Origin of the sequence: Sporosarcina sp. P26b, from assembly GCF_002743245.1 — a bacterium.
Taxonomy (GTDB): Bacteria; Bacillota; Bacilli; order Bacillales_A; family Planococcaceae; genus Sporosarcina; species Sporosarcina ureae_C.
In genome coordinates this window covers 1-20,391 of sequence record NZ_PDYW01000025.1, presented here as the reverse complement: position 1 = coordinate 20,391, position 20,391 = coordinate 1, and the positions used below count along the sequence as shown (strand labels likewise).

The window sequence follows — 20,391 nt, the reverse complement described above, 5'->3', positions numbered from 1 at the left end:
GGTTAATATGATGCAGCATGAAGAGAAAGAGTTGAATGAAACTGTACCTCTGTGCAACTCCAAGGGACTTCTGAATCCTGAATCAATAGGATACGCACGCAGCCCTTTAGTGAGAAGCAACTTAAAAGGTCAGTTCATGAAAAAGAAGCGCTGGAATCATTGGTGCGTCTACGGGGAAGATCTCTTATTGTCTGCCTCGATTGTACACCTGGATCATAAAGCAATTTGCCTCATTTACATACTGAATTATGAAACACAGCGTTTCTATGAAAAGCACGTAACCCTGCCTTTTGCGAGACGTGTAAAAATGCCAGAAGAGGCACTTGAAAGCATCAAGTTTGTACATGACGATATTACGGTTCAACTTGTTCACATGCAAGGTGAAACACATTTATCTGTCCTTATCCCTGATTTCGACAATGAAGTATTACACGCGGATTTGCATATTATTCATCCGGAGAAGGACGAGTCATTGAATGTAGTGATTCCGAAAAACCGTGACTCGTTCCATTTCACTTCTAAACATTCAATTATGCCGACCGGTGGATATGTACGCATTGGCGATCGTCGCTATGACTTCAATCCGTATTACAGTTTCGCCGTTTATGATTATGGTCGTGGTGTGTGGAATACCCGAACGAATTGGGAGTGGGCAATGGCCTCGCAGCGTACAAGCGGCAAACGTGTTGGATTAAATTTTGGTGGTAGTTGGACAGATGGTACCGGATTAACAGAAAACGCTGTCTTCGTGGAAGGCACAATGCATAAGATTCACGAGGATGTATTATTTGAGAGCGATAAAGAAAATCCGAAAAGTACTTGGAAGATCCAAACAAAGTTTTCAGATGACATTCAATTGACATTCAAACCATTTTTCCACAGCTCCACACTTGATCATTATCTCGTACGGAAGATGTCGATCAATCAATATGTCGGTTATTACCACGGGAAAGTTCGACTACCAAGCGGACAAGTTTTACCGATTCGACAGATGCTTGGTTCGATTTCAGAGCGCAAATATCACTAATTGTATCTTTACTCTGCTTTCACAGCCCCTAAATAAAGCAGTTCGGGTTTAAGATCCCTCTTTTTAGGTGATAATATAAGTAGTATACACTTTAGAAAGTGTGGCGCTTATGTCATTAATGCGAATGTTATCCATTGCAGGGGTTTCATCTATTTTACTTCTAGGCGGTTGCGCGTCAAAAGACGAAGCACCGAACAACGATGATGCGGTAAGTATTGAAGGTGAAAGTGAAGGCAGTACGATGAATACAGGCGACGGATACGGCTTCACAGATTTCGATTTGACGATCAAGAAAGATGATAAGAAAATCGAAACCGATTATGAGGATGTAAAGCCTGGCGATGCAGAGTATGTCAACGAATTCCAAGAAGTTGATCTCGAAGGTAATGAAGCAATTGACGATATGCATAAGATGTTTATGGAGATTTTGATTGATAGTGGCACTACAAAAGAAGAAGCGATTGATCGCATTCTGCAGTGGTATGGTCTTGATGATTATGATGAGTTTAAGTTGGATGTAGACTTTACAGACGACAAGTCCCTAAATATTGATGATAAGAAGTAATAACATGGAACAAGCCATTTATCCGGCATTGGATAGATGGCTTGTTTTTGTTTGGAATTAGACAGTTGGGTGAGGGTGAAAGCAACGTTGATCTGCGTTCCAGGCGGACGCTTTCCCATGGGCTCGGCTTGAGCCGCTTCCCTCACTTCATTTCACTCATCAATCATGATTCAACATCCCATAAAACACGCCTCTACGTTCCAATAGTTCTTCGTGACTGCCCGACTCAAGTAGCTCACCATCTGCGAGTAAAAAGATTTTGTCTGCTTGCTTGATCGTATTCAGACGATGGGCGATGACGAAACTGGTCCTTCCTTCCATCAGGCGCTCGAGCGCTTCTTGAATTGCTAGCTCCGTCACGGTATCGATACTACTTGTTGCCTCGTCCAGCAACAGCAACGTCGGATCCGCCACTAATGCGCGGGCGATGGATAGCAGCTGCTTTTGACCTTGTGAAATCTCTTCGCCACCCGCTGTCAGCACCGTATCATAGCCCATCGATAACTTGTTGATGAAGCTATGGGCATTGGCTTTTCTAGCGGCCTCTTCCACCTCTTCATCCGTTGCGTCAAGTCGGCCATAACGAATATTTTCGCGCACGGTCGCTTCAAATAAAAACGGATCTTGCAGGACGAAAGCCATTTGACTACGCACAGTTTGGCGCGGTAGTTCGTTGATCGGGATGCCGTCGAGTAAGATTTGCCCACTATCCGCTTCATAAAAACGGGATAGCAGTTGCATAATAGTGGTCTTGCCTGCTCCTGTCGCTCCAACGAAGGCTGCTGTTTCACCTGATTGAACGTGGAAACTAAGGTTTTTGATGATCGCTTCCTCTTCGTAACCGAATGTCACATTACGAAATTCGACATCACCGTGTAATGTTTCGGTCTGTTGAGTTGCTTCATCTTTTTCGACCGGTTCATCCATGATCGCAAACACTCGCTCTGCTCCCGCGATAGCGGAGAGTACCGTGTTAAATTGATTGGCAAGATCGTTCAGAGGTCGCGTAAATTGTCTTGCATACTCACTGAATATAACAATCGTCCCGACCGTTACACCACCAGATCCTGTCACCGCTAGCAGTCCCCCGACTCCTGCGACTATTGCAAATGACATATTATTGAGCGTGTTCATGACTTTCGGAATGAAACCTGAATACGTCTGAGCCCAGAAGCCTGCCGTTCGAAGATGCTCGCTTTTTTGTGCGAACTCTTCCATGACATTCTGTTCCTGCGAAAACGCCTTGACGACTCGTTGGCCCGAGACAGTTTCTTCAATCATGCCGTTTAATTCACCGATTGCGCGTTGCTGTTCTTTAAATAGAATGCTTGTCCGCCGAGTGATCCATCGCATCGCAAAAAACATTAACGGAACAATAATCATCGTCAGTAACGTTAATAAAGGACTGAGATAGAGCATAATCGATACTGTACCCACTAGTGTCAGTATACTGGAAAATACTTGGATCAATGAAGAATTCAATGTTTGGCTAACGTTCTCAATGTCGTTCGTCACGCGACTCATTAGTTCACCGTGTTGTCGTTTATCAAAGAAACGGATGGGCAACTTCTGTAGATGACCAAATAATTGCGTGCGCATACGATACACCGTTTGCTGCGCGATGCCGACCATCCAGTAGTTTTGAAAATACGTAGACAAAGAGAAGCCCGCATAGACAAGTAACAATAAACCAATCTGTAGGCTTAGTCCGTCCACTTCTTTCGGAATGATGAAATGGTCGATAATATTTCCGATCATCAACGGACCAAGTAGCGCAAGTCCGGAACTAACAAAAACGAGTGCCAGTACAGTGAGGAGTAAACTACGTTGTTGGTCAATCAACTGCCAAATACGCGTGAGAACGGATTTCCAATTACCCGCCTTCTGAACTTTTTTACGCTGTACTTTTGATAAATCGTTTTTTTGAATAATAGGTCCATAGCCAAATGGTTTTCGCATCATGCCACTCCCCCATTCTGTTGCGATTCTGCAATTTCTCGGTAGAACGAGGAAGTCTCTAATAGTTCTTCATGTGTGCCATAGCCAACTATTTTGCCATCTGACAATAATAAAATCGCATCAGCTATTTGAGCAGTTTGAATCTTTTGTGTGACGATAAACATCGTCGTATCTTCTTCACGTAAGGCTTCCCACAGTGCCGACTCTGTTTTAACGTCGAGTGCACTTGTGCTGTCATCTAAAATCAATAAGGATGGCTTACGGATCAATGCGCGTGCAATGGATAGGCGCTGCTTCTGACCGCCTGATAAATTGACTCCACGTTGTCCAACACGTGTTTCATACCCTTCTGAAAAGTGCATGATCGATGAATGAATTTGTGCCTTTTTAGCAGCCTCTTCAATTTCATTCGCTGTGGCATCCGGTTTACCCCATGATAAATTTTCTGCTATGGAGCCAGTAAACAGCATCGATTGCTGGGGCACATAGCCGATCAAATTACGCAACGTGTCAAGCGGCCATTCTTCTATGTACTTGCCGTCAATCCACACAGCACCTTCAGTAACTGTGAACATACGCGGTAATAATTGAAGCATCGTAGATTTACCTGATCCAGTAGCGCCCATGATGACAAGCTTTCCGCCCGCTGGAACTTCAAACGATACGTCTTTCAGCACGTCTTCCGTAGTTCCTGGATAGCGGAAGGATACATGTTCAAAACGGACAGACGCTGCACCTCGTGGACGATTTTCGCCAATCTCAAGCTGTTCAAGTTCATCGTCAGCCACTAGCAATTCTTCCATTCGTTCGGAAGATGCTTTTGCACGGGAGAAGATTACAATTAAAAAGGAAAACATCGAAAATGCACTGGTCATACGCATCGTGTAGTTAACGACCGCTACGACGTCTCCGACAGGCATTCCTGAATTACGAACTTCATCTGCACCGAACCAAAGTACTGCCATAAAGCTAACGTTCATGATAAACAACAAGACAGGCAAAATCAGTTCCATCAATCGCATGGCGCGGACACTATCTTTCTTCAGTGCGCCGGCTGCTTTTGAAAAACGGTTCGTTTCAAAAACACCTCGCAAATAGGCTTTAATGAGACGAACCGCTTGTAGATTTTCTTGCACGAGTTGATTTACTCCATCTAAACGACGCTGCACCAAGCCGAATAAACGGACGCCTTTTCGTGCCATGATAATAAGAAACACAGCTAAGAATGGCGCACCAATCAGTAGAAATATCGCGAGCCTAGGACTGACAACGAATGCCATAATTAAGCTTCCGATTACCATCAACGGCGCGCGGGCCATAATACGCAATCCCATAAAGAGTGCGTTTTGTGCAAGCGTCACGTCACTTGTCAGACGTGTAATAAGACTTGACGTCGGAAAGCGCAAAAATGCTGCCAACGAAAACGTTTGAACACGCTGAAACAAAGCCTGTCTTAGATCATAACCAAAGCTTTGTGCCGCATGCGCTGCGAAATAAGAATTGACAACACCTGTAATAAGCGCCAAGAAAGCTAAAGCCATCATGACACTTCCCCACACTAGAACAGTGTTCAAGTCTTCTTTCATAATTCCATCATCTATAATTCGACCAATTAGCAATGGCTGAATTAATTCGACCGATAGTTCGAGTAACATTAGTACAATAGCAATGAACATCGGCCATTTATAAGGAAGTGCGTAACGGAAAACTGTCTTCATATAGGTCACCTCTTACTCGCTGTCATTCCATTCATTATGTCATATGAAATGACTACGTGTACAGACGAAGACCTACACTTCGCTATGGTCATACTCCTGATAGGCTTCAGGCGGTGGAGCGGTTTTCTTCTTGCGATTACCACCGACTGATAGCCAGACGACTCCGACGAGCATGACCGCTGCGCCACTAATTTGCCAGACACCCATCGTTTGGCCAAGCCATAGTACGGAGACGATAGCTGCTGTCAGTGGCTCGAAGCAGGAAAGCACGCTTGTTTCAACAGGAGAAATGAACGTCATACTATGCAGGAACATAATAAATGCTAGCGTTCCCATAATGATCACAAGTAACAACATCCCCATCGCTGGGCCGTTAAGCAGAACACCTAGGTTCATGAAGAACATCGGTAAATTGATGATGAATAAAGTGACTCCTCCAATGAACATACCCCAGCCGACGACAAGTAATACACCCCACTCTGCCATAAGTACGACAGGATATAATGTATAGAATGTGAATGCAAACCCTACAATGACGCCCCATACAATTGCGGTAGTATCCAATGAAATACTTGAGAACGAGCCATTTGTTAATAGTAGGATCAAACCGAATAACGCGACGATCATTCCGATCACTTGACCGCCTGGCGGGAATGACTTTTGAAGAATAGACAATAAGATGATGATGTAGACGGGTGCAACGAACTGGAATAACGTGGCCACTACTGCGTCACTGTGTGCAATCGTCTGGACGAATCCGTATTGTACACCGAGCATCCCGATGACACCGAACATCACCATTTTACGCAACCACAACTTCTGCCTCATAGGGCGACCAATTTGTATGCCTTTTGCTTTCAATAATAATAAAACTACAGCCCCTGCGATCGTCAAACGTAGGATTAACATCATAGAAACAGACATCTCACTATGGTTCAAAATCCACTCCATCATGGGTCCCGTGGCTCCCCACAACATGGATCCTATAACGATCATCATAATTCCTTTTAATCGCAACATTATCCGTCACCCCTAACTAATTCCTTATTTTTTAAACTATATAGTATAAAATTCACATATAAGATATAGACACAACGGTGTTTTGCTTTATAATAGTTATATAGTAGATTGGAAAGGAGTATCTCTATGCATACAATTAGCTTACCAGAGACTAGCGAACATCATGCACTAGTCGATAGTCTTAATAGATACCAATTAGTTACACATACAGACGGCGAAGGTCTAATCACCTATGCCAATCAAAATTACCTAACTGTCAGTGGTTGGACTCCTAAGCGTATTATAGGTAAATCCTTCTGGCAAATGTTCTCCGACCGAGCTGAAAGTCAGGAAATAGCGAATGCCATTTGGGACCGTTTATTGTCCGGCAAAACATGGGTGGGCAAGGTAGAAAAAATGACTCGCGTAGGCGAACCGTTCTTTGTCAATACACTGGCTGTTCCTACCCTCTCTGATTTTGGCGAACTGCAATCCGTGTTTTTCCTAGAGCTTGATATCACAGAAGATATCCGCTTGCAGGAACGTTTAGGAGAAATTGCATTCATTGATGTGGAAACTGGACTCATGAGCCGACATAAGTTGGAACAAGTAGTCAATGAATCCATCACAACTGGCACGCATTTTTCATTCGTCTATTTGACAATTGATCATTATTTCACTATGAAAGAGCTGCAATCCCAGGAATCTGAGACACAGCTGATCCAAGAATTTACCAACCGACTAAAGCGCTACTTCCAAGATAGCCCCATTGCGCGTATCGATACGAATAGCTTTGTTGTGTTGACAGCTTTCGGAGATTGGTATATTCAAGGTTTTTATGATTTCTTGAAGCAGCAGCCCGTCTACCTCAGCCAAAACGCACAGACCCTATCGATCAGTGGCGGGATCGTACGTTTCCCAGAAGATCAACAAACATATATGCAACTCTATAAAGTGGCAATGACAGCTGCGGATGACGTGATCAGTCAAGGTGGCGGGCGGATAGCATCCCTTTCTGCTCAGTCCCATAAAATTCTGAACCGACGATTGGAAATTGACCGCAAGATGCTAACCGCACTCGATCGCAATTCATTACACGTAGCTTATCAGCCTCAACTCGATGTGGCTAGCGATAAAATCACTTGCTACGAAGCACTCGTGCGCTGGGAAGATGAAGATTTAGGTGTCATCAGTCCTGACGAATTGATTCCCATTGCAGAAGAAAATGGCTTGATTGAAGAAATCGGCGCCTATGTTGCAGAAGAAGCCATGACGTTCGTGACGAAATGGCATCGCATTGGTAATGATATGAGTATTTCTATTAACTCGTCCATTCGCGAATCACTGAATCCGCAATGGAAAGATCGCTTGATTTCTATTTTAAATGAGACCGGTTGCCCTGCGCATAAAGTACATCTTGAATTCACAGAGAAATTTGCACTTAAAGCGGAAGAAGAGCAATCCGTACTGGGGCAAATGTCAGAACTGCAAAAACTCGGTTTGCAGTTTACGCTTGACGATTTTGGTTCGGGATATGCATCATTACGCTACTTGCAACATTTACCAATTTCTAGTGTGAAGATTGATCGCGTCTTTATTGATGCGTTGCTTAGCAATCCCAAGACACAAAAGTTGATTGAAGGATTGATTCTTCTTACCAAGAAATTAAACTTATATACAATTGCAGAAGGTGTCGCCAATGAACAGCAATTTGAATTGCTGAAAGAGATGGGCATTGATGCTATGCAAGGTCACTTCATCGGCATGCCGTTGCCTGCTGAGCAGATCGAAATTCAATAAATTATCTTTATACAAATCAGATGGAGCTCCTTTCGTATAGAAAGGGCTCCATTTTTGTCTAACTTGTTTAATTGTGGTCGTTACTAGTGCGTTTGATTACAGCTTACTGTACAAGGGCTGAAAAGACAACCTTTTTCGATTGCGTAGAGGAGGTCATGTGTTAACTGTAGGCTCTCAGTGGTCATTTGTGGCGTTTTTGAAAGAGGGGATAGTGGTTGGACCCCGTTGATCTGCGTTACAGCCAAGCGAACAGCGAAGGGTTCGCTTTGCCGTATTTCTGCGCCTTTTTGCAGAAATCAAGGCAGGAATTTCTGGAGGGTGGGCGGTAAACCACACCTCTTCACTCCGATCAAATAAGTGACTACAACAAATATATTTCACAAACGACCCGATTGTTTAATCCGAGAAGTTATCAAACAAATATTTTATAGCTTCTTCTCCTTCTACGTCTCCTACACTCTTAAATCGCTCAACAACAATATCACTATCTTCAGCAGCAAACTCAACTTCCCATCTTTCACCAGGAACTGAAATATCAACCCTTACATATTCGTCTCTAGTTTTGTCTAAAGTATAATAAATTTTATTACGTTCTAGTTTTTCTAAAAACTCAATAAAGTTTTTCATTACTACACCTCTTTCATTCCTCAAAATGGCCCTATTACAGAATTATAAGCCTATCTTACTTTCCTATTACTATAGCAGAGATATCCAAATTACTTAAATAGATTTACTAACGTCCTATCTAGTGCCACTTGATGCTTTAATGGGATGTTCGTTCGCATAAAAAAATCCCGTAGAAGACAAAGCTGTCTTCTACGGGATTTCTTAAAAATTATGCTTCTACTGTTTGTTTTTCAAGTGATTCATTATACATATCTTTATCGAGTTCACCAGTCACGCGGGCTGTAGTGACACCGGCTGTCATTGAACCACTGACGTTTACAGCAGTTCGGCCCATGTCGATTAATGGTTCAACCGAAATCAATAACCCCGCGAGTGCGACGGGAAGATTTAGTGCCGACAAGACGAGAATTGCAGCAAATGTCGCGCCTCCCCCAACGCCAGCTACACCAAATGAGCTAATCGCAACAACAGCAATCAATGTCAATAAGAACATTGGTTCAAGTGGGTTTTGACCTACTGATGGAGCAATCATGACAGCGAGCATCGCTGGGTAAATTCCTGCACAGCCATTTTGCCCGATGGATAAACCAAACGAACCAGAAAAGTTTGCGATCCCTTCAGGTACACCTAAACGGTTTGTTTGTGCATGAATCGTTAACGGTAATGTACCCGCACTTGAGCGTGATGTGAAGGCAAATATTAATGCTTCACCTGCTTTTTTCACATATGTCACTGGATTTAATCCCGATAATGTAATAATGAGCAAGTGAATGCCGAACATCACGATTAAGGCGACATAAGAAGCAAGGACAAACTTCCCGAGACTGTAGATTGCCATAAAGTCAGACGTCGCGACAGTTCGCGCGATAATCGCCAAAATACCATATGGCGTCAAACGTAGAACGATTCGTACAACACCCATGATCAATGCGTAAATTGCGTCAATTCCCTTTTTCACCGTGACCGCATTTTCTTCATCTCTTCTTGTAATCGCTAAGTAAGCAAACCCAAGGAATGCTGCAAAAATAACGACCCCAATAGTTGAAGTTGGACGTGCCCCTGTGAAATCTAAGAAAGGATTAGCAGGTAATAAATCAATGAGCTTCTCAGGTAACGAAAGATCGGCTACCGTTTCGAGGTTTTCTTCCATAGAAAGCCCACGTGCCGCTTCTGCTTCTCCTGACACAATTTCAGAAGCGTCCAGTCCAAATAGAAGCGTAACTGAAATCCCTACAATCGCAGCAATCGCGGTAGTCCCGACGAGCATACCTAAAATCGTACCTGCCATTTTCCCAAAGTTTTTCCCGATAGTTACTTTCGTAAAGGCCGCTAAGATGGAAATAAAAACTAGTGGCATAACAATCATTTGCAGTAATTTAACATAGCCGGTTCCGATTAAGTTAAACCACGGCATCGACTGCTTGAGGATTTCTGACTCTGTCCCGTATGCAAAATGTAAAATAAGTCCGTATCCAATCCCGAGCCCAAGTCCCGTAAAAACGCGTTTTGAAAATGAGACCTTTTTGCGATTCATTCTATATAATAGGCCGACGAGCAACAATAGACCCGCAATGTTCACAATAAGTAAAAAAGTATTCATCATTCTATCCCCTCTATTTATATATTATTGTAGTATTTCATACAAACTATACTCTATCCCTCCAATCCCTATTCGTCAAGTAAGATTTAAAGATTAATTATAGTAGACAATCTATCACGCTACTCACTTGAACTAACATCTCTTCTCACAACAGTTATAGCAATTAACGTTATGTATCGAAGACTCCAATAAAAAAAAGGAATACCGACTAAGCTGCATAGAGTCGGTATTCCCATGAATGAGTTAAGGATCAAGTAGCGTTTACTTTTACTTCGCTAGTGTGTCCAGCGGTGCAAATCCATTCAACGCGTAGCTTCTGACTTCATTTGGAGAAATCGTGTAAACAGTGTCTCCACTATATAACAAGCGGCGGATTTCTTTTTCCCAGTCCATATAGTCATTTGTCATGCGCTGCGTCAAATCAGCCGCTTGGACGATGCCTTTTTCTACTGTGATTTCGTAAATCATTGCGCCTGACCTTTGCAAGTCTACGACGCCTCCCTCACGTTCAGATTGTTGATAAATGCTGACGGGGAAACCATACAAGTTGCGAGACGGATGAATGAACAATGCATGATGGTCGTCTTGTACCGATGAGTAAGTTCCCTGCCCACCGATGATTTCAGTATCAGTTTCTTTCGGTTTCGCGAAATCGGTTACGTCAAACAAAGAAATTTTCATACCACCCGTTTGGATGATCGGCTCGCCACCTTGTGGATTTTTCTTTGCGATTGTTTCATAGCCGAAGCCAATCAAATGTCCTTCGTCAAGCGGGTGTAAATAATTACTGAATCCTGGAATTTTTAATTCGCCGAGCACTTTGGGATTATTCGGATCTGCTACATCCATGACAAATAGCGGATCGGTTTCACGGAATGTGACCATATACGCCTTATCACCAAGGAACCGTGCGGAATAGATGCGTTCATTGACCGCCAGATTTTCGACTGATCCGACTTGCTTCATATTTTCGTCGAGAATGAACAAATGGTTTTTTGCTTTATTACGTTCATCCCATAGATTACCTTCTGTTGTGACGGTTCGAAAATAGCCGTTGTGCTCATCCATCGAAAATTGATTTAAGATGGTCCCTTTTAATTGAGCGGTTTGCAGGAAATTCACTTGCGTTTTATCTAGAGCGAATTTGTATACTTCGCTAGTATTTTGATGTTGGTCTTGGTAGTTTGTAGACGTCAGATAAAGGTGATCTGCTGACATGTAAAGTTGTTCGCCACTTCCAAGATACGCTTTCGTATTCACTCCACCCTTTTCCCCCGATTCTATATCAAGTGTCGTGATGATCGAGTAAGAGGGTTCCATCGCGCCTGGCAAAATAGAGATTTTATCGAGTGCTAGCGATTGTACTTTTTGTTCGACTGATGAATCATAGACTTTCGGCAATAACTGATCTTCTGCCGGTACTGGATGATCGTACCAAAGGAATGGTTGGTTATTCGTGATCATGTAAACGTATGGACCAATTTTACGCGTACCGATTACGTAACCTTCTGCACCTGTTTCACGAATAAGTTTCGGATTTGTGCGGTCCGTGACATCGTACACACGAATGACGGATAGTTGTTGCATCGACATCATACGATCTTCCATCATTTTTGAATCCGTATTGGATGTCGGGGCATTTAGATTTTGACCACCGATTAGTACGACTTTGTCTTGATCAACGTACAGTTCGTTTGCATAGAATCCATCCGTGAAATCTACCTTGCTAGCGTGAACCATGTCTTTTGGATTGCGGATATCTGTGATGATCAACCCATCTCCGTTTAAGACTTCGTAAAGGTAGTCACCATCTGTTTTGACTTGGTCCGCCTCATCTACCCCTGCTACTTGTTGATTGGTCTGTGAATAATCGGGACCGCCACCAGATGCTGAAGAAGCTTTATCTTCCGTGGAAGATTCCATCATGATTTCACTCCTTCCTTGCGGCTCTATCCGCTCGAAGAAGTTTTCGATTTCTTTAATAGAGTTTACAGGTTGCACCGATTCTAGAACGGTGAATGAAAGCGCCTTATCCTCTGCTCGCTTCCATATGCCAAAACTATTCGATGGAATATGCAATGTATAGTTTCCTGGTTGTAGCTCACCTATTTGTAATGAGGTATTGCCATTTCCGTACGAAAGCTCGGCTTGGGTTTTCTTATTGCTTTTCGTCACGTGAAACTGCGAAGCATCCATGCTCTTTTTCACGGGGGCAGTAAAATAGATATTCAGCGACTGGCCCGCAAGCACAGACTTTGTGGATGTAATTCCGACTTTCGGCCAGAATAGGAAACTGATCAGCACTAAGATTCCGATCGTTCCCGCTGCACCAAGTACAACAAGCCATCTGCCTGTATTCATAGTTTTCATCTCCTTTAGTTTTGATGTGTACTAAAGTAGACTGAAAACTTTTGATTTCGTTACACTTTATTTTTAAATTCTACAACTTCTTCCATTGTCTGTCGCCTTCATCTTTTTCGTTGCTGACGGATTGTGAAATGAATAGTGACCCATTTATTTTTCAATAAAAAAGAGAGAGTAGAAATCCACTCTCCCTAGTTTTTGTTTAGTTACTAACAATCGATAATCCCCTAAGCTGTTCAATCGCCTGCTCGATCAATTCGACTTTCTGCACGAGAGCGAGTCGGACAAAGCCATGTCCTGCTGTGCCGAAAATGCTGCCGGGTACCATGACGACGCCTGCTTGTTTAATGACCTCGAAGACGAATTCTTTGTCGGCCATGTCGTATGGATACTTCGCCCAGACGAACATTCCTCCTTCAGACGGTGTCGTTTCCCAGCCTAGAGATGCGAGTCCGTCCATTAAGGCGTGGTGGCGTTTCGAGAACTCGGCGCGTAGGCGATCTGTGATTTCTTCCCCGTTATCAAGCGCAACAATAGCAGCTTCTTGAATCGGTCCGAACGTTCCATAGTCGAGGTTTGATTTCAGTTCGCGTAGTACTTTGATCATTTCTGCATTTCCGACGAAGTAAGCGATCCGTGCGCCAGCCAAGCTGAAGCTTTTCGACAATGAGTTGATTTCCATGCCGACCTCCATTGCGCCTGGTGTGGTGAGGAAACTTGCGGGACGGTCGCCCGTGAAATAGTACTCCGAGTAGGCTGCGTCATGTAGTACAATGATTCCATATTTCTTTGCGAACGCTACGACTTCTTCGAAAAAGGCTTCACTTGGCATAGCGGGTACTGGATTTCCTGGCAAGTTCAAGATGAGAAGTTTCGTCTTTTTCAGCACGTCTTCTGGGACTTCATTCAAATCTGGTAAGAAGCCATTTTCTGCAAGTAATGGCATGTAATACGGCACTGCACCTGCTAATTTAATTCCTGCGTCATACGCGACGTAGGCTGGGTTAGTTGTCAGAACGTAATCTCCTTCATCGCAAAATGCGAACGGCAAGTGGACAAGACCTTCTTGAGAACCCATCGTCTGAAGAACTTCCGTTTCGGGATTAATGATGACACCCGTGCGTCTTTTATAATAATTCGCGACCGCTTCATGGAATCGCTTCGTCCCTCCGAGTGTATAACCGTAAGAAGAGGCTAACGCGCTTTGTTCGGACAACGCATTACGTACACGTTCGTCAGGTGGAAGATCTGGACTCCCAAGACTTAGATCGACGACTTGTGCACCTGTTGCTTTCTTCTCTTCAGCGGCTGCTTTCAGATCACCAAAAATAGCTGGTGAGAAAATGGACATTTTTTTGGAAGGTTGAAAATTCATGAAGACACGCTCCTTGGCTGTTATAGGTTAGTTAATGACTTCATTATAACACGCAAAAAGTTCATCCGGAATCGTTTTCCCGATGAATATCACAGGTTTGCAGGGTAACAATAGGGGAATACTTTCGATAATGATAACTAAAGGAGGGTCTTACGTGAGTAAAGATCAATACGAGAAAATCGACGAGCAAGTACAAGGGCAAACACAATCTACCCAACCTGGTGTCGAGGAGGACATGCACCCCGCGCCAATCTACGACGATCCTAATTTTACAGGAGCAGATAAACTAAAAGGGAAAACCGCGCTCATCACAGGCGGAGACAGCGGGATCGGACGCGCTGTCGCTGTCGCTTACGCAAAAGAAGGAGCGAATGTCGCCATCGCCTATCTTGCCGACCAAGAAGATGAAGATGCGGATCAAACGATAAAACTCATTGAGAAGTACGGTGGCAAAGCAAAGAAATATCAAACGGACATCAGCAAAGAAGAAAACTGTAAACAATTAATTCAACAAGTAGTCAAGGACTTTGGTAAGTTAAATATACTCGTCAACAACGCGGGAAAACAATTCCCTCAAGAATCGATCGAAGATATTACCGAAGAACAATTAAAAGAGACATTCGAAACCAACTTCTTCGGCTTATTTTTCATGTCCAAGGCGGCAGTGAAGCATATGGAAAAAGGCGATTGCATCGTCAATACATCATCTGTAACAGCCTACAACGGATCACCCGGGCTGCTTGATTATTCCGCCACAAAAGGCGCCATCACAAGCTTCACACGTTCTCTTGCACTAAACCTTTCAGACCAAGGCATCCGCGTCAACGCGGTAGCACCCGGACCCATTTGGACACCATTGATCCCATCAACATTCGATGCACAAAAAGTAGAAAACCAAGGATCAGACACCCCCATGCAACGCCGCGGCCAACCAGCCGAAAACGCACCCGCCTACGTGTTCCTAGCCTCACAGGACTCTAGCTACATGACTGGACAAACGATACACGTCGATGGTGGAGATTTTGTCGGTTCTTAATTTGATAAGCTGAAAAGATGTTAGTAGTGGATTCGTTTTTCTAATCAGAGAAGTTCGTTTGCAGTACTTTTCAAGCTTATATAACTTCAGAAAAAGACACCAGTTGATCTTAGTTTCAGGCGGCGACTCCCCGATTTATCAGCGTGCGCCTTGAGACCCCGCAGGGAGCGCAGCGTACGAGGAGGCACAAGCCACGCCCATGGGAAAGCGTCCGCCTGGAACGAAGATCAACGGCCTTTCCCCCTTCTCCCCCTAACACAGCAAAAAAGACGATCCCTATATGAGATCGTCTTTTTTGCTATGCATTCATTCCTCAAACGGCCACTTCGGCAACATGCGATTCAACTTCTTATCACTACGCTCCCCAAGCACATATCCCGCCTGCATCAACGTATGAATCTCCCGCGTCCCCTCATAAATAACAGGCGCCTTTGAATTACGCAAATAACGCGCTACCGGATACTCATCCGAATACCCATACGCCCCATGAATCTGCACCGCATCGTCCGCCGCCTGATTGGCAAAATCACAAGCTTGCCACTTTGCAAGCGACGTTTCGCGTGTATTACGAACTCCTTGATTCTTCAGCTCACCTGCACGATATACAAGAAGACGGCTCATCTGATAACCCGCTTCCATCTTCGCAAGCATCTGTTGCACAAGCTGATGCTCCCCTATCTTCTTGCCGAATGTCTCACGCGTCGTTGCGTACTCTACACTGGATTCGAGACAGGCATACAATAATCCGACAGCACCAGCCGCAACGGTAAAGCGACCGTTATCAAGCGCCGCCATAGCAATCTTGAACCCTTCGCCTTCTTCGCCAAGCAAATTCGTAGCGGGTACACGAACGTCTTCAAAGAACAACTCGCCGGTGTTGCCTGCACGAATACCGTATTTTCCTTTGATCGCTTTCGATGAAAATCCAGGCAGTGTACGCTCTACAATAAACGCGCTAATGCCGTGGTGCTTCTTCGATTTATTCGTATAAGCGAAAACGAGGAAGTTGTCTGCAGAATCACAAAGTGAAATCCACGTTTTCTGGCCGTTCAATATATAATCATCCCCATCACGAACCGCTGTCGATTGAATGGCGGAAACATCAGAGCCAGCGCCTGGTTCCGTTAATCCGAATGCGCCAATTTTCTCGCCTTTCGCTTGCGGCACCAGATACCGCTGCTTCTGCTCTTCCGTCCCCCATTGCATCAGTGTCATACAATTCAAGCCAATATGCACGGAAACCGCCGTTCGAAAAGCCGTGTCTCCACGTTCGAGTTCTTCACATAGTATCGCCAAAGCATTATAATCCATGCCGCTGCCACCGTACTTTTCCGGCACACAGACGCCCATGAATCCTAGATCTGCGAGTCGTTTCCAAATCGCTTCGTCAAAGCTTCCTTGTGCATCCCATTTTGCAATATGCGGCATGATTTCCGCGTCCACGAACTGTCTTGCCGTTTGTCGCAACATTTTCTGTTCATCTGTAAATGTAAAGTCCATCTTCGTGTCCTCCTTTACAATGAAACTATGCTTTTTCAAACCAAGCGTTTACCGCAATTTGTCCGACAGGCACACGGTATACTCGGTTGTACAACTGTCGATAAAACTTCCGGAACTTGCGCTCATTAAGCTCCGGTAACTTGATACTAGTCATCAATAATAATGGATGCTTGAAATTCGTCAATTTGATCGTTTGGTCGAGCGTTAATCCATTGCGTTCGTAAAACGCGATACGGCGAGTGCGAATAGATAATTGTTCTTCATTTTGGGACAAGTCCGGATCTTCTACTTCGAGTAAAATCCCTTCCGGTGATAACGCATCCAAACGGCGAAGCATCACGCTGCCTAACCCGTATGAACGGAATTCGGGCGCAATTGCTAAGTACAACACGTGTATCCCTCCGTACTTCGGAATTTTTTGATAGATTGCATAGCCGTACACGTTGATGCCATCTGTCAAATAGACTGCATGTAGAATCTTCTTCTTTAACGCCTTACGCATAATCGGAAATGGGATATGGTCGAGAAAGCCGAAATCCACCAGTACGAATTTGAATAGTCTATTCAACGTCCGACGATTCGTTGCCAAGTGCTGTAGCCCCATCTGAGAGGTGTTTAATGTTTGTTCATGCATTTTCACTTCACTCCTTAGTAATACGAGGAGATGGTCTGTTGAGATCTAAATCCACGCTTTACTACCAGTATATACTGTATTAGGCCCGTTGTACGTCGATGACAACTCCGCGTTTCTTCATTTCTTCGATATACAGTTTGCCAGGTACAATTTTTTCCGGTGGATAAGCGCCTCTTTGCGTAATCACTCCATTGCCAATCATTTGCGCGACGACAGAGATCGTGTTGGCTGTAGCTAGCGCCATGGCAGTTTCATTGGTATTCTGATCTTTTTCGGTAATCATATTGAACGTTACTGTATGCGGTTGTTGATCTTTTATTCCGCTTACTATAACCCGCAGCAATACAGCGTCCGATTTTTCCCCAAGACGTAATTGTGGCGTCAAATGAGCGAGCATGACGTCGCGCACACGTAGCGGTCTACCATCTACACGGATCGAGGATTCTCTAGATAGTAAGCCAAGATCGACTAATACTTGAACCTTGTCGGCATGACCTGGGTAGCGGATCGTCTTGTACTCTAGTGTTTCGATAGTAGGAAACGACTCGAGCATGGTCGACGTACCACCTGATGTATGGAAGGCTTCCATTTCACCATAGCGATCGAATTCCAGCGTTTCGATTTCCGATAATGAAGGCAGTTCCTTCACTTCACCATTTCGCATAACGCGGGACGTATCCGTGTAATGATCGAATAATCCTTCCAATGAAAAGACGACATTATAATTTAAGGGTGGTTCAGGCTTGACCGGAACACCGCCTACATAAAGTTTGATCGATTGCGTTTCATCCAGTAAAGACGCGCCGTAACCTGCGAGAATATTAATCATACCGGGCGCTACACCTAGATCCGGAATGAGCGTCACGCCTTTCGCAGCAGCCTGTTCGCTTAGCGCGAGAACTTTCTCCGTTGCTCCACCGATATGTCCACCTAAGTCCACAACATGTACGCCTCGTTCTACAGCGCAGCGGGCAACCGATTCATTGAATGTATAAAACAGTGCGTTGACGACAATATCTCCAAGCCCGATGACATCACTGAGTTGCTCTTCATTGGTCGCGTCGAGCAATAAAATATCGAGCTTTTCATTCATTAGTTCTTCTGCAAAATCTTCCGCTTGTCGAATGGCACGATCTGCAAGATACACTTTCTTCACTTCATCTTGCTTAACTAAATCACGAACTACTTCTTTTCCCATTAATCCTGCACCTAATACAACAACTTTCATTTGCTCATCCCTTCTTCCTGTGAGTTCATTCCGTATCGATTTGCGCGCGCTGCAACTTGCCGCTGTAATCGATATAAATGCTCTTCCATTCCGTAAAGACGTCCAATGCCGCCACACCAGAGTCTCGATGACCGTTCCCCGTACCTTTCGTTCCGCCAAACGGTAGATGAATTTCTGCGCCTGTCGTGCCTGCGTTAATATAGACAATGCCGGTGTCTAGGTCGCGTTGTGCACGGAATACTTTATTGACGTCTTGCGAGAAAATGGAACTGGATAAGCCGTAAGCTACGCTGTTATTTACTTCGATCGCTTCATCCAGACTGCTGACCGTAATCAATGAAACAACAGGACCGAAAATTTCTTCCTGCGCTAGTCGGCTGTCCCATGCCACATCTACAAATAACGTTGGTTCGAAATACTGTCCGCTAGCGAATTTACCTTCATTCAGCACATTTCCGCCAGCTACGAGATTTGCACCTTCCTCTTTGCCAATTTCAATATAACTTTGAATTTTCTCGAGTGCCTTTTCATTGATGACAGGACCCACTTTTACCGTTTCATCCAGTCCATCACCCATCGTCAGATCTTTCATACTTTCGATCAGACGTTTCTGCAACTCTTCTTTGACATCTTGATGAACAATCACGCGACTGCAAGCTGTGCAACGCTGCCCCGCCGTTCCAAATGCGCTCCATAAAATCCCTTCGACCGCGAGTTCAATATCTGCGTCTTCCAATACGACGACCGCGTTTTTGCCACCCATTTCAAGCGATACTTTCTTCAAGTGACGACCGCCCAACTCCGCGACATGTCGACCTGTTTCCGTCGAGCCAGTAAACGAAATTACGCGAACGTCGGGATGTTCGATCAGCGCTGTACCAACATCTGAGCCTGAACCAAAGACGATATTCGCCACGCCATGCGGCAAGCCAGCTTCTTCGAAAATCAACGCCATTTCATACGCCATGAGTGGAGTTTCCGTCGCCGGTTTCCAGATGAATGTATTGCCCGCCACAATTGCCGGGAACGACTTCCACGTCGCAATCGCAATCGGGAAATTCCACGGTGTAATCAGACCCACCACGCCAATCGGTGCACGAACACTCATCGCGAACTTATCCTGCAGCTCGGACGGCACCGTTTCACCAAACAAACGACGCCCTTCTCCTGCCATGTAAAACGCCATATCGATTCCCTCTTGCACTTCACCGCGCGCCTCTTCTATTACTTTACCCATTTCCTTCGTCAGCACGCGTGCAAGATGTTCTTTTTTATCTTTCATCATACGGCCGATTTCATAGAGATAATCCGCACGCTTCGGCGCCGGCACCAAAGCCCACTTCTTCTGCGCCTTCTTCGCTGCCACAACCGCCTGATCTACCTCTTCCTCCGAAGACAAAGGCACCTGCGCCAACTCTTCCCCATTCGCCGGATTAAGCACAGCCGTATAACGAGCCGCCTCCCCTTGCCAAACACCATCAATATAATTAGTCAGCTTCATCAAAACTACTCCTCTCTACTCCGTATAGTTTTCGTAAGTTGTCCCTATTAGAATTGTTCGACAATATATCATCCTATTCCTCTAATACAAGGTATATTCCCAAGATTTAAACGGTTTAATCAAAGTAAGAAACGGTACTAACCCCACTTCGGCGCTTGCAGATGGCTCTCGCAATAAGCCTACTGATTAGAGACGCCTCCGTTTTATATGTAGCTGGAGATCTTTACATATCACTAAAATAGAAGGGCAAACTAGTTGATCTGCGTTTTAGGCGGCGACTCCCGCGGGAAAAGCATGAGCCTTGAGACCCCACAGGAACGAAGTGACGAGGAGGCTCAAGCCATCATAGCTGTCAACTTAAGAAATAGGTGTACTTTTCTTAAAAAGATGGTAAAGATACATACCATCTTTTTTGAAAGGAGTTCTTTTTATGTCTATCAACCATCATTTTGACATGC

15 protein-coding genes are annotated in these 20,391 nt (G+C 44.5%); 4 read left to right on the top strand and 11 right to left on the bottom strand.

Annotation, left to right across the window (positions count from 1 at the left end):
- The first annotated feature begins 10 nt into the window (after window positions 1-10).
- Complete coding sequence (locus CSV69_RS14360) at window positions 11-1,027, top strand: DUF2804 domain-containing protein (protein ID WP_099693760.1); 1,017 nt, start codon at window positions 11-13, stop codon at window positions 1,025-1,027.
- A gap of 109 nt (window positions 1,028-1,136) precedes the next feature.
- The gene (locus CSV69_RS14355; protein ID WP_085428074.1) at window positions 1,137-1,592 is read left to right on the top strand and encodes a YusW family protein; all 456 of its coding nucleotides are present in this window, start codon (window positions 1,137-1,139) and stop codon (window positions 1,590-1,592) included.
- Window positions 1,593-1,751: 159 nt separating this feature from the next.
- Here the strand turns inward: CSV69_RS14355 and CSV69_RS14350 are convergent, their stop codons facing one another.
- From CSV69_RS14350 to CSV69_RS14340, 3 genes are all read right to left on the bottom strand, one after another.
- Window positions 1,752-3,554 carry an ABC transporter ATP-binding protein gene (locus CSV69_RS14350; protein ID WP_369823962.1) on the bottom strand — a complete coding sequence of 601 codons (1,803 nt, stop codon included), beginning with the start codon at window positions 3,552-3,554 and terminating at the stop codon, window positions 1,752-1,754.
- Window positions 3,551-5,269, bottom strand: a complete 1,719-nt coding sequence (locus CSV69_RS14345) for an ABC transporter ATP-binding protein (RefSeq protein WP_099693759.1) — start codon at window positions 5,267-5,269, stop codon at window positions 3,551-3,553. The genes CSV69_RS14350 and CSV69_RS14345 overlap by 4 nt, the downstream gene beginning before the upstream one ends.
- 72 nt (window positions 5,270-5,341) lie before the next feature.
- Window positions 5,342-6,289, bottom strand: coding sequence for a DMT family transporter (locus CSV69_RS14340; protein WP_099625007.1), 948 nt, complete (start codon window positions 6,287-6,289; stop codon window positions 5,342-5,344).
- Between the two features lie 126 nt (window positions 6,290-6,415).
- On the opposite strand from CSV69_RS14340, the gene CSV69_RS14335 reads away from it, so the two are divergent.
- Complete coding sequence (locus CSV69_RS14335) at window positions 6,416-8,068, top strand: putative bifunctional diguanylate cyclase/phosphodiesterase (RefSeq protein ID WP_085428070.1); 1,653 nt, start codon at window positions 6,416-6,418, stop codon at window positions 8,066-8,068.
- A gap of 396 nt (window positions 8,069-8,464) precedes the next feature.
- On the opposite strand, the gene CSV69_RS14330 is transcribed toward CSV69_RS14335, so the two are convergent.
- The 4 genes from CSV69_RS14330 to CSV69_RS14315 all read right to left on the bottom strand — a co-directional run bounded on the left by CSV69_RS14330 (window position 8,465) and on the right by CSV69_RS14315 (window position 14,034).
- On the bottom strand, window positions 8,465-8,695 hold the full coding sequence (locus CSV69_RS14330) for a hypothetical protein (RefSeq protein ID WP_099625006.1): 231 nt from the start codon (window positions 8,693-8,695) through the stop codon (window positions 8,465-8,467).
- A gap of 208 nt (window positions 8,696-8,903) precedes the next feature.
- Window positions 8,904-10,295 (bottom strand): L-cystine transporter, encoded by a 1,392-nt coding sequence (locus CSV69_RS14325; protein WP_085428066.1) that lies wholly within the window; start codon window positions 10,293-10,295, stop codon window positions 8,904-8,906.
- 267 nt (window positions 10,296-10,562) lie between these two features.
- On the bottom strand, window positions 10,563-12,656 hold the full coding sequence (locus tag CSV69_RS14320; RefSeq protein ID WP_158232687.1) for a beta-propeller domain-containing protein: 2,094 nt from the start codon (window positions 12,654-12,656) through the stop codon (window positions 10,563-10,565).
- Between the two features lie 205 nt (window positions 12,657-12,861).
- Window positions 12,862-14,034 carry an aminotransferase class I/II-fold pyridoxal phosphate-dependent enzyme gene (locus tag CSV69_RS14315; RefSeq protein WP_099693757.1) on the bottom strand — a complete coding sequence of 391 codons (1,173 nt, stop codon included), beginning with the start codon at window positions 14,032-14,034 and terminating at the stop codon, window positions 12,862-12,864.
- Between the two features lie 154 nt (window positions 14,035-14,188).
- Between CSV69_RS14315 and CSV69_RS14310 the strand changes: the two genes are divergently transcribed.
- Window positions 14,189-15,070: an SDR family oxidoreductase gene (locus CSV69_RS14310; RefSeq protein ID WP_099693756.1), complete on the top strand. Its 882-nt coding sequence runs from the start codon at window positions 14,189-14,191 to the stop codon at window positions 15,068-15,070.
- 306 nt (window positions 15,071-15,376) lie between these two features.
- Here the strand turns inward: CSV69_RS14310 and CSV69_RS14305 are convergent, their stop codons facing one another.
- From CSV69_RS14305 to CSV69_RS14290, 4 genes are all read right to left on the bottom strand, one after another.
- Window positions 15,377-16,570: an acyl-CoA dehydrogenase family protein gene (locus CSV69_RS14305; RefSeq protein ID WP_099693755.1), complete on the bottom strand. Its 1,194-nt coding sequence runs from the start codon at window positions 16,568-16,570 to the stop codon at window positions 15,377-15,379.
- A gap of 25 nt (window positions 16,571-16,595) precedes the next feature.
- Window positions 16,596-17,204 carry a GNAT family N-acetyltransferase gene (locus CSV69_RS14300; protein WP_085428061.1) on the bottom strand — a complete coding sequence of 203 codons (609 nt, stop codon included), beginning with the start codon at window positions 17,202-17,204 and terminating at the stop codon, window positions 16,596-16,598.
- A 79-nt stretch (window positions 17,205-17,283) separates the two neighbouring features.
- Window positions 17,284-18,432: a saccharopine dehydrogenase family protein gene (locus CSV69_RS14295; RefSeq protein WP_099693754.1), complete on the bottom strand. Its 1,149-nt coding sequence runs from the start codon at window positions 18,430-18,432 to the stop codon at window positions 17,284-17,286.
- A gap of 25 nt (window positions 18,433-18,457) precedes the next feature.
- Window positions 18,458-19,933 (bottom strand): aldehyde dehydrogenase family protein, encoded by a 1,476-nt coding sequence (locus tag CSV69_RS14290; RefSeq protein ID WP_099693753.1) that lies wholly within the window; start codon window positions 19,931-19,933, stop codon window positions 18,458-18,460.
- Window positions 19,934-20,391: the final 458 nt, after the last annotated feature.

Bases quoted from the DNA above. Each gene is read 5' to 3' on its own strand.
- CSV69_RS14355 (WP_085428074.1), top strand. From the start codon at position 1,137: ATGTCATTAATGCGAATGTTATCCATTGCAGGGGTTTCATCTATTTTA.
- CSV69_RS14290 (WP_099693753.1), bottom strand. From the start codon at position 19,933: ATGAAGCTGACTAATTATATTGATGGTGTTTGGCAAGGGGAGGCGGCT.
- CSV69_RS14345 (WP_099693759.1), bottom strand. From the start codon at position 5,269: ATGAAGACAGTTTTCCGTTACGCACTTCCTTATAAATGGCCGATGTTC.
- CSV69_RS14300 (WP_085428061.1), bottom strand. From the start codon at position 17,204: ATGCATGAACAAACATTAAACACCTCTCAGATGGGGCTACAGCACTTG.
- CSV69_RS14330 (WP_099625006.1), bottom strand. From the start codon at position 8,695: ATGAAAAACTTTATTGAGTTTTTAGAAAAACTAGAACGTAATAAAATT.
- CSV69_RS14320 (WP_158232687.1), bottom strand. From the start codon at position 12,656: ATGAATACAGGCAGATGGCTTGTTGTACTTGGTGCAGCGGGAACGATC.
- CSV69_RS14305 (WP_099693755.1), bottom strand. From the start codon at position 16,570: ATGGACTTTACATTTACAGATGAACAGAAAATGTTGCGACAAACGGCA.
- CSV69_RS14335 (WP_085428070.1), top strand. From the start codon at position 6,416: ATGCATACAATTAGCTTACCAGAGACTAGCGAACATCATGCACTAGTC.
- CSV69_RS14295 (WP_099693754.1), bottom strand. From the start codon at position 18,432: ATGAAAGTTGTTGTATTAGGTGCAGGATTAATGGGAAAAGAAGTAGTT.
- CSV69_RS14315 (WP_099693757.1), bottom strand. From the start codon at position 14,034: ATGAATTTTCAACCTTCCAAAAAAATGTCCATTTTCTCACCAGCTATT.
- CSV69_RS14325 (WP_085428066.1), bottom strand. From the start codon at position 10,295: ATGAATACTTTTTTACTTATTGTGAACATTGCGGGTCTATTGTTGCTC.
- CSV69_RS14340 (WP_099625007.1), bottom strand. From the start codon at position 6,289: ATGTTGCGATTAAAAGGAATTATGATGATCGTTATAGGATCCATGTTG.
- CSV69_RS14360 (WP_099693760.1), top strand. From the start codon at position 11: ATGCAGCATGAAGAGAAAGAGTTGAATGAAACTGTACCTCTGTGCAAC.
- CSV69_RS14350 (WP_369823962.1), bottom strand. From the start codon at position 3,554: ATGATGCGAAAACCATTTGGCTATGGACCTATTATTCAAAAAAACGAT.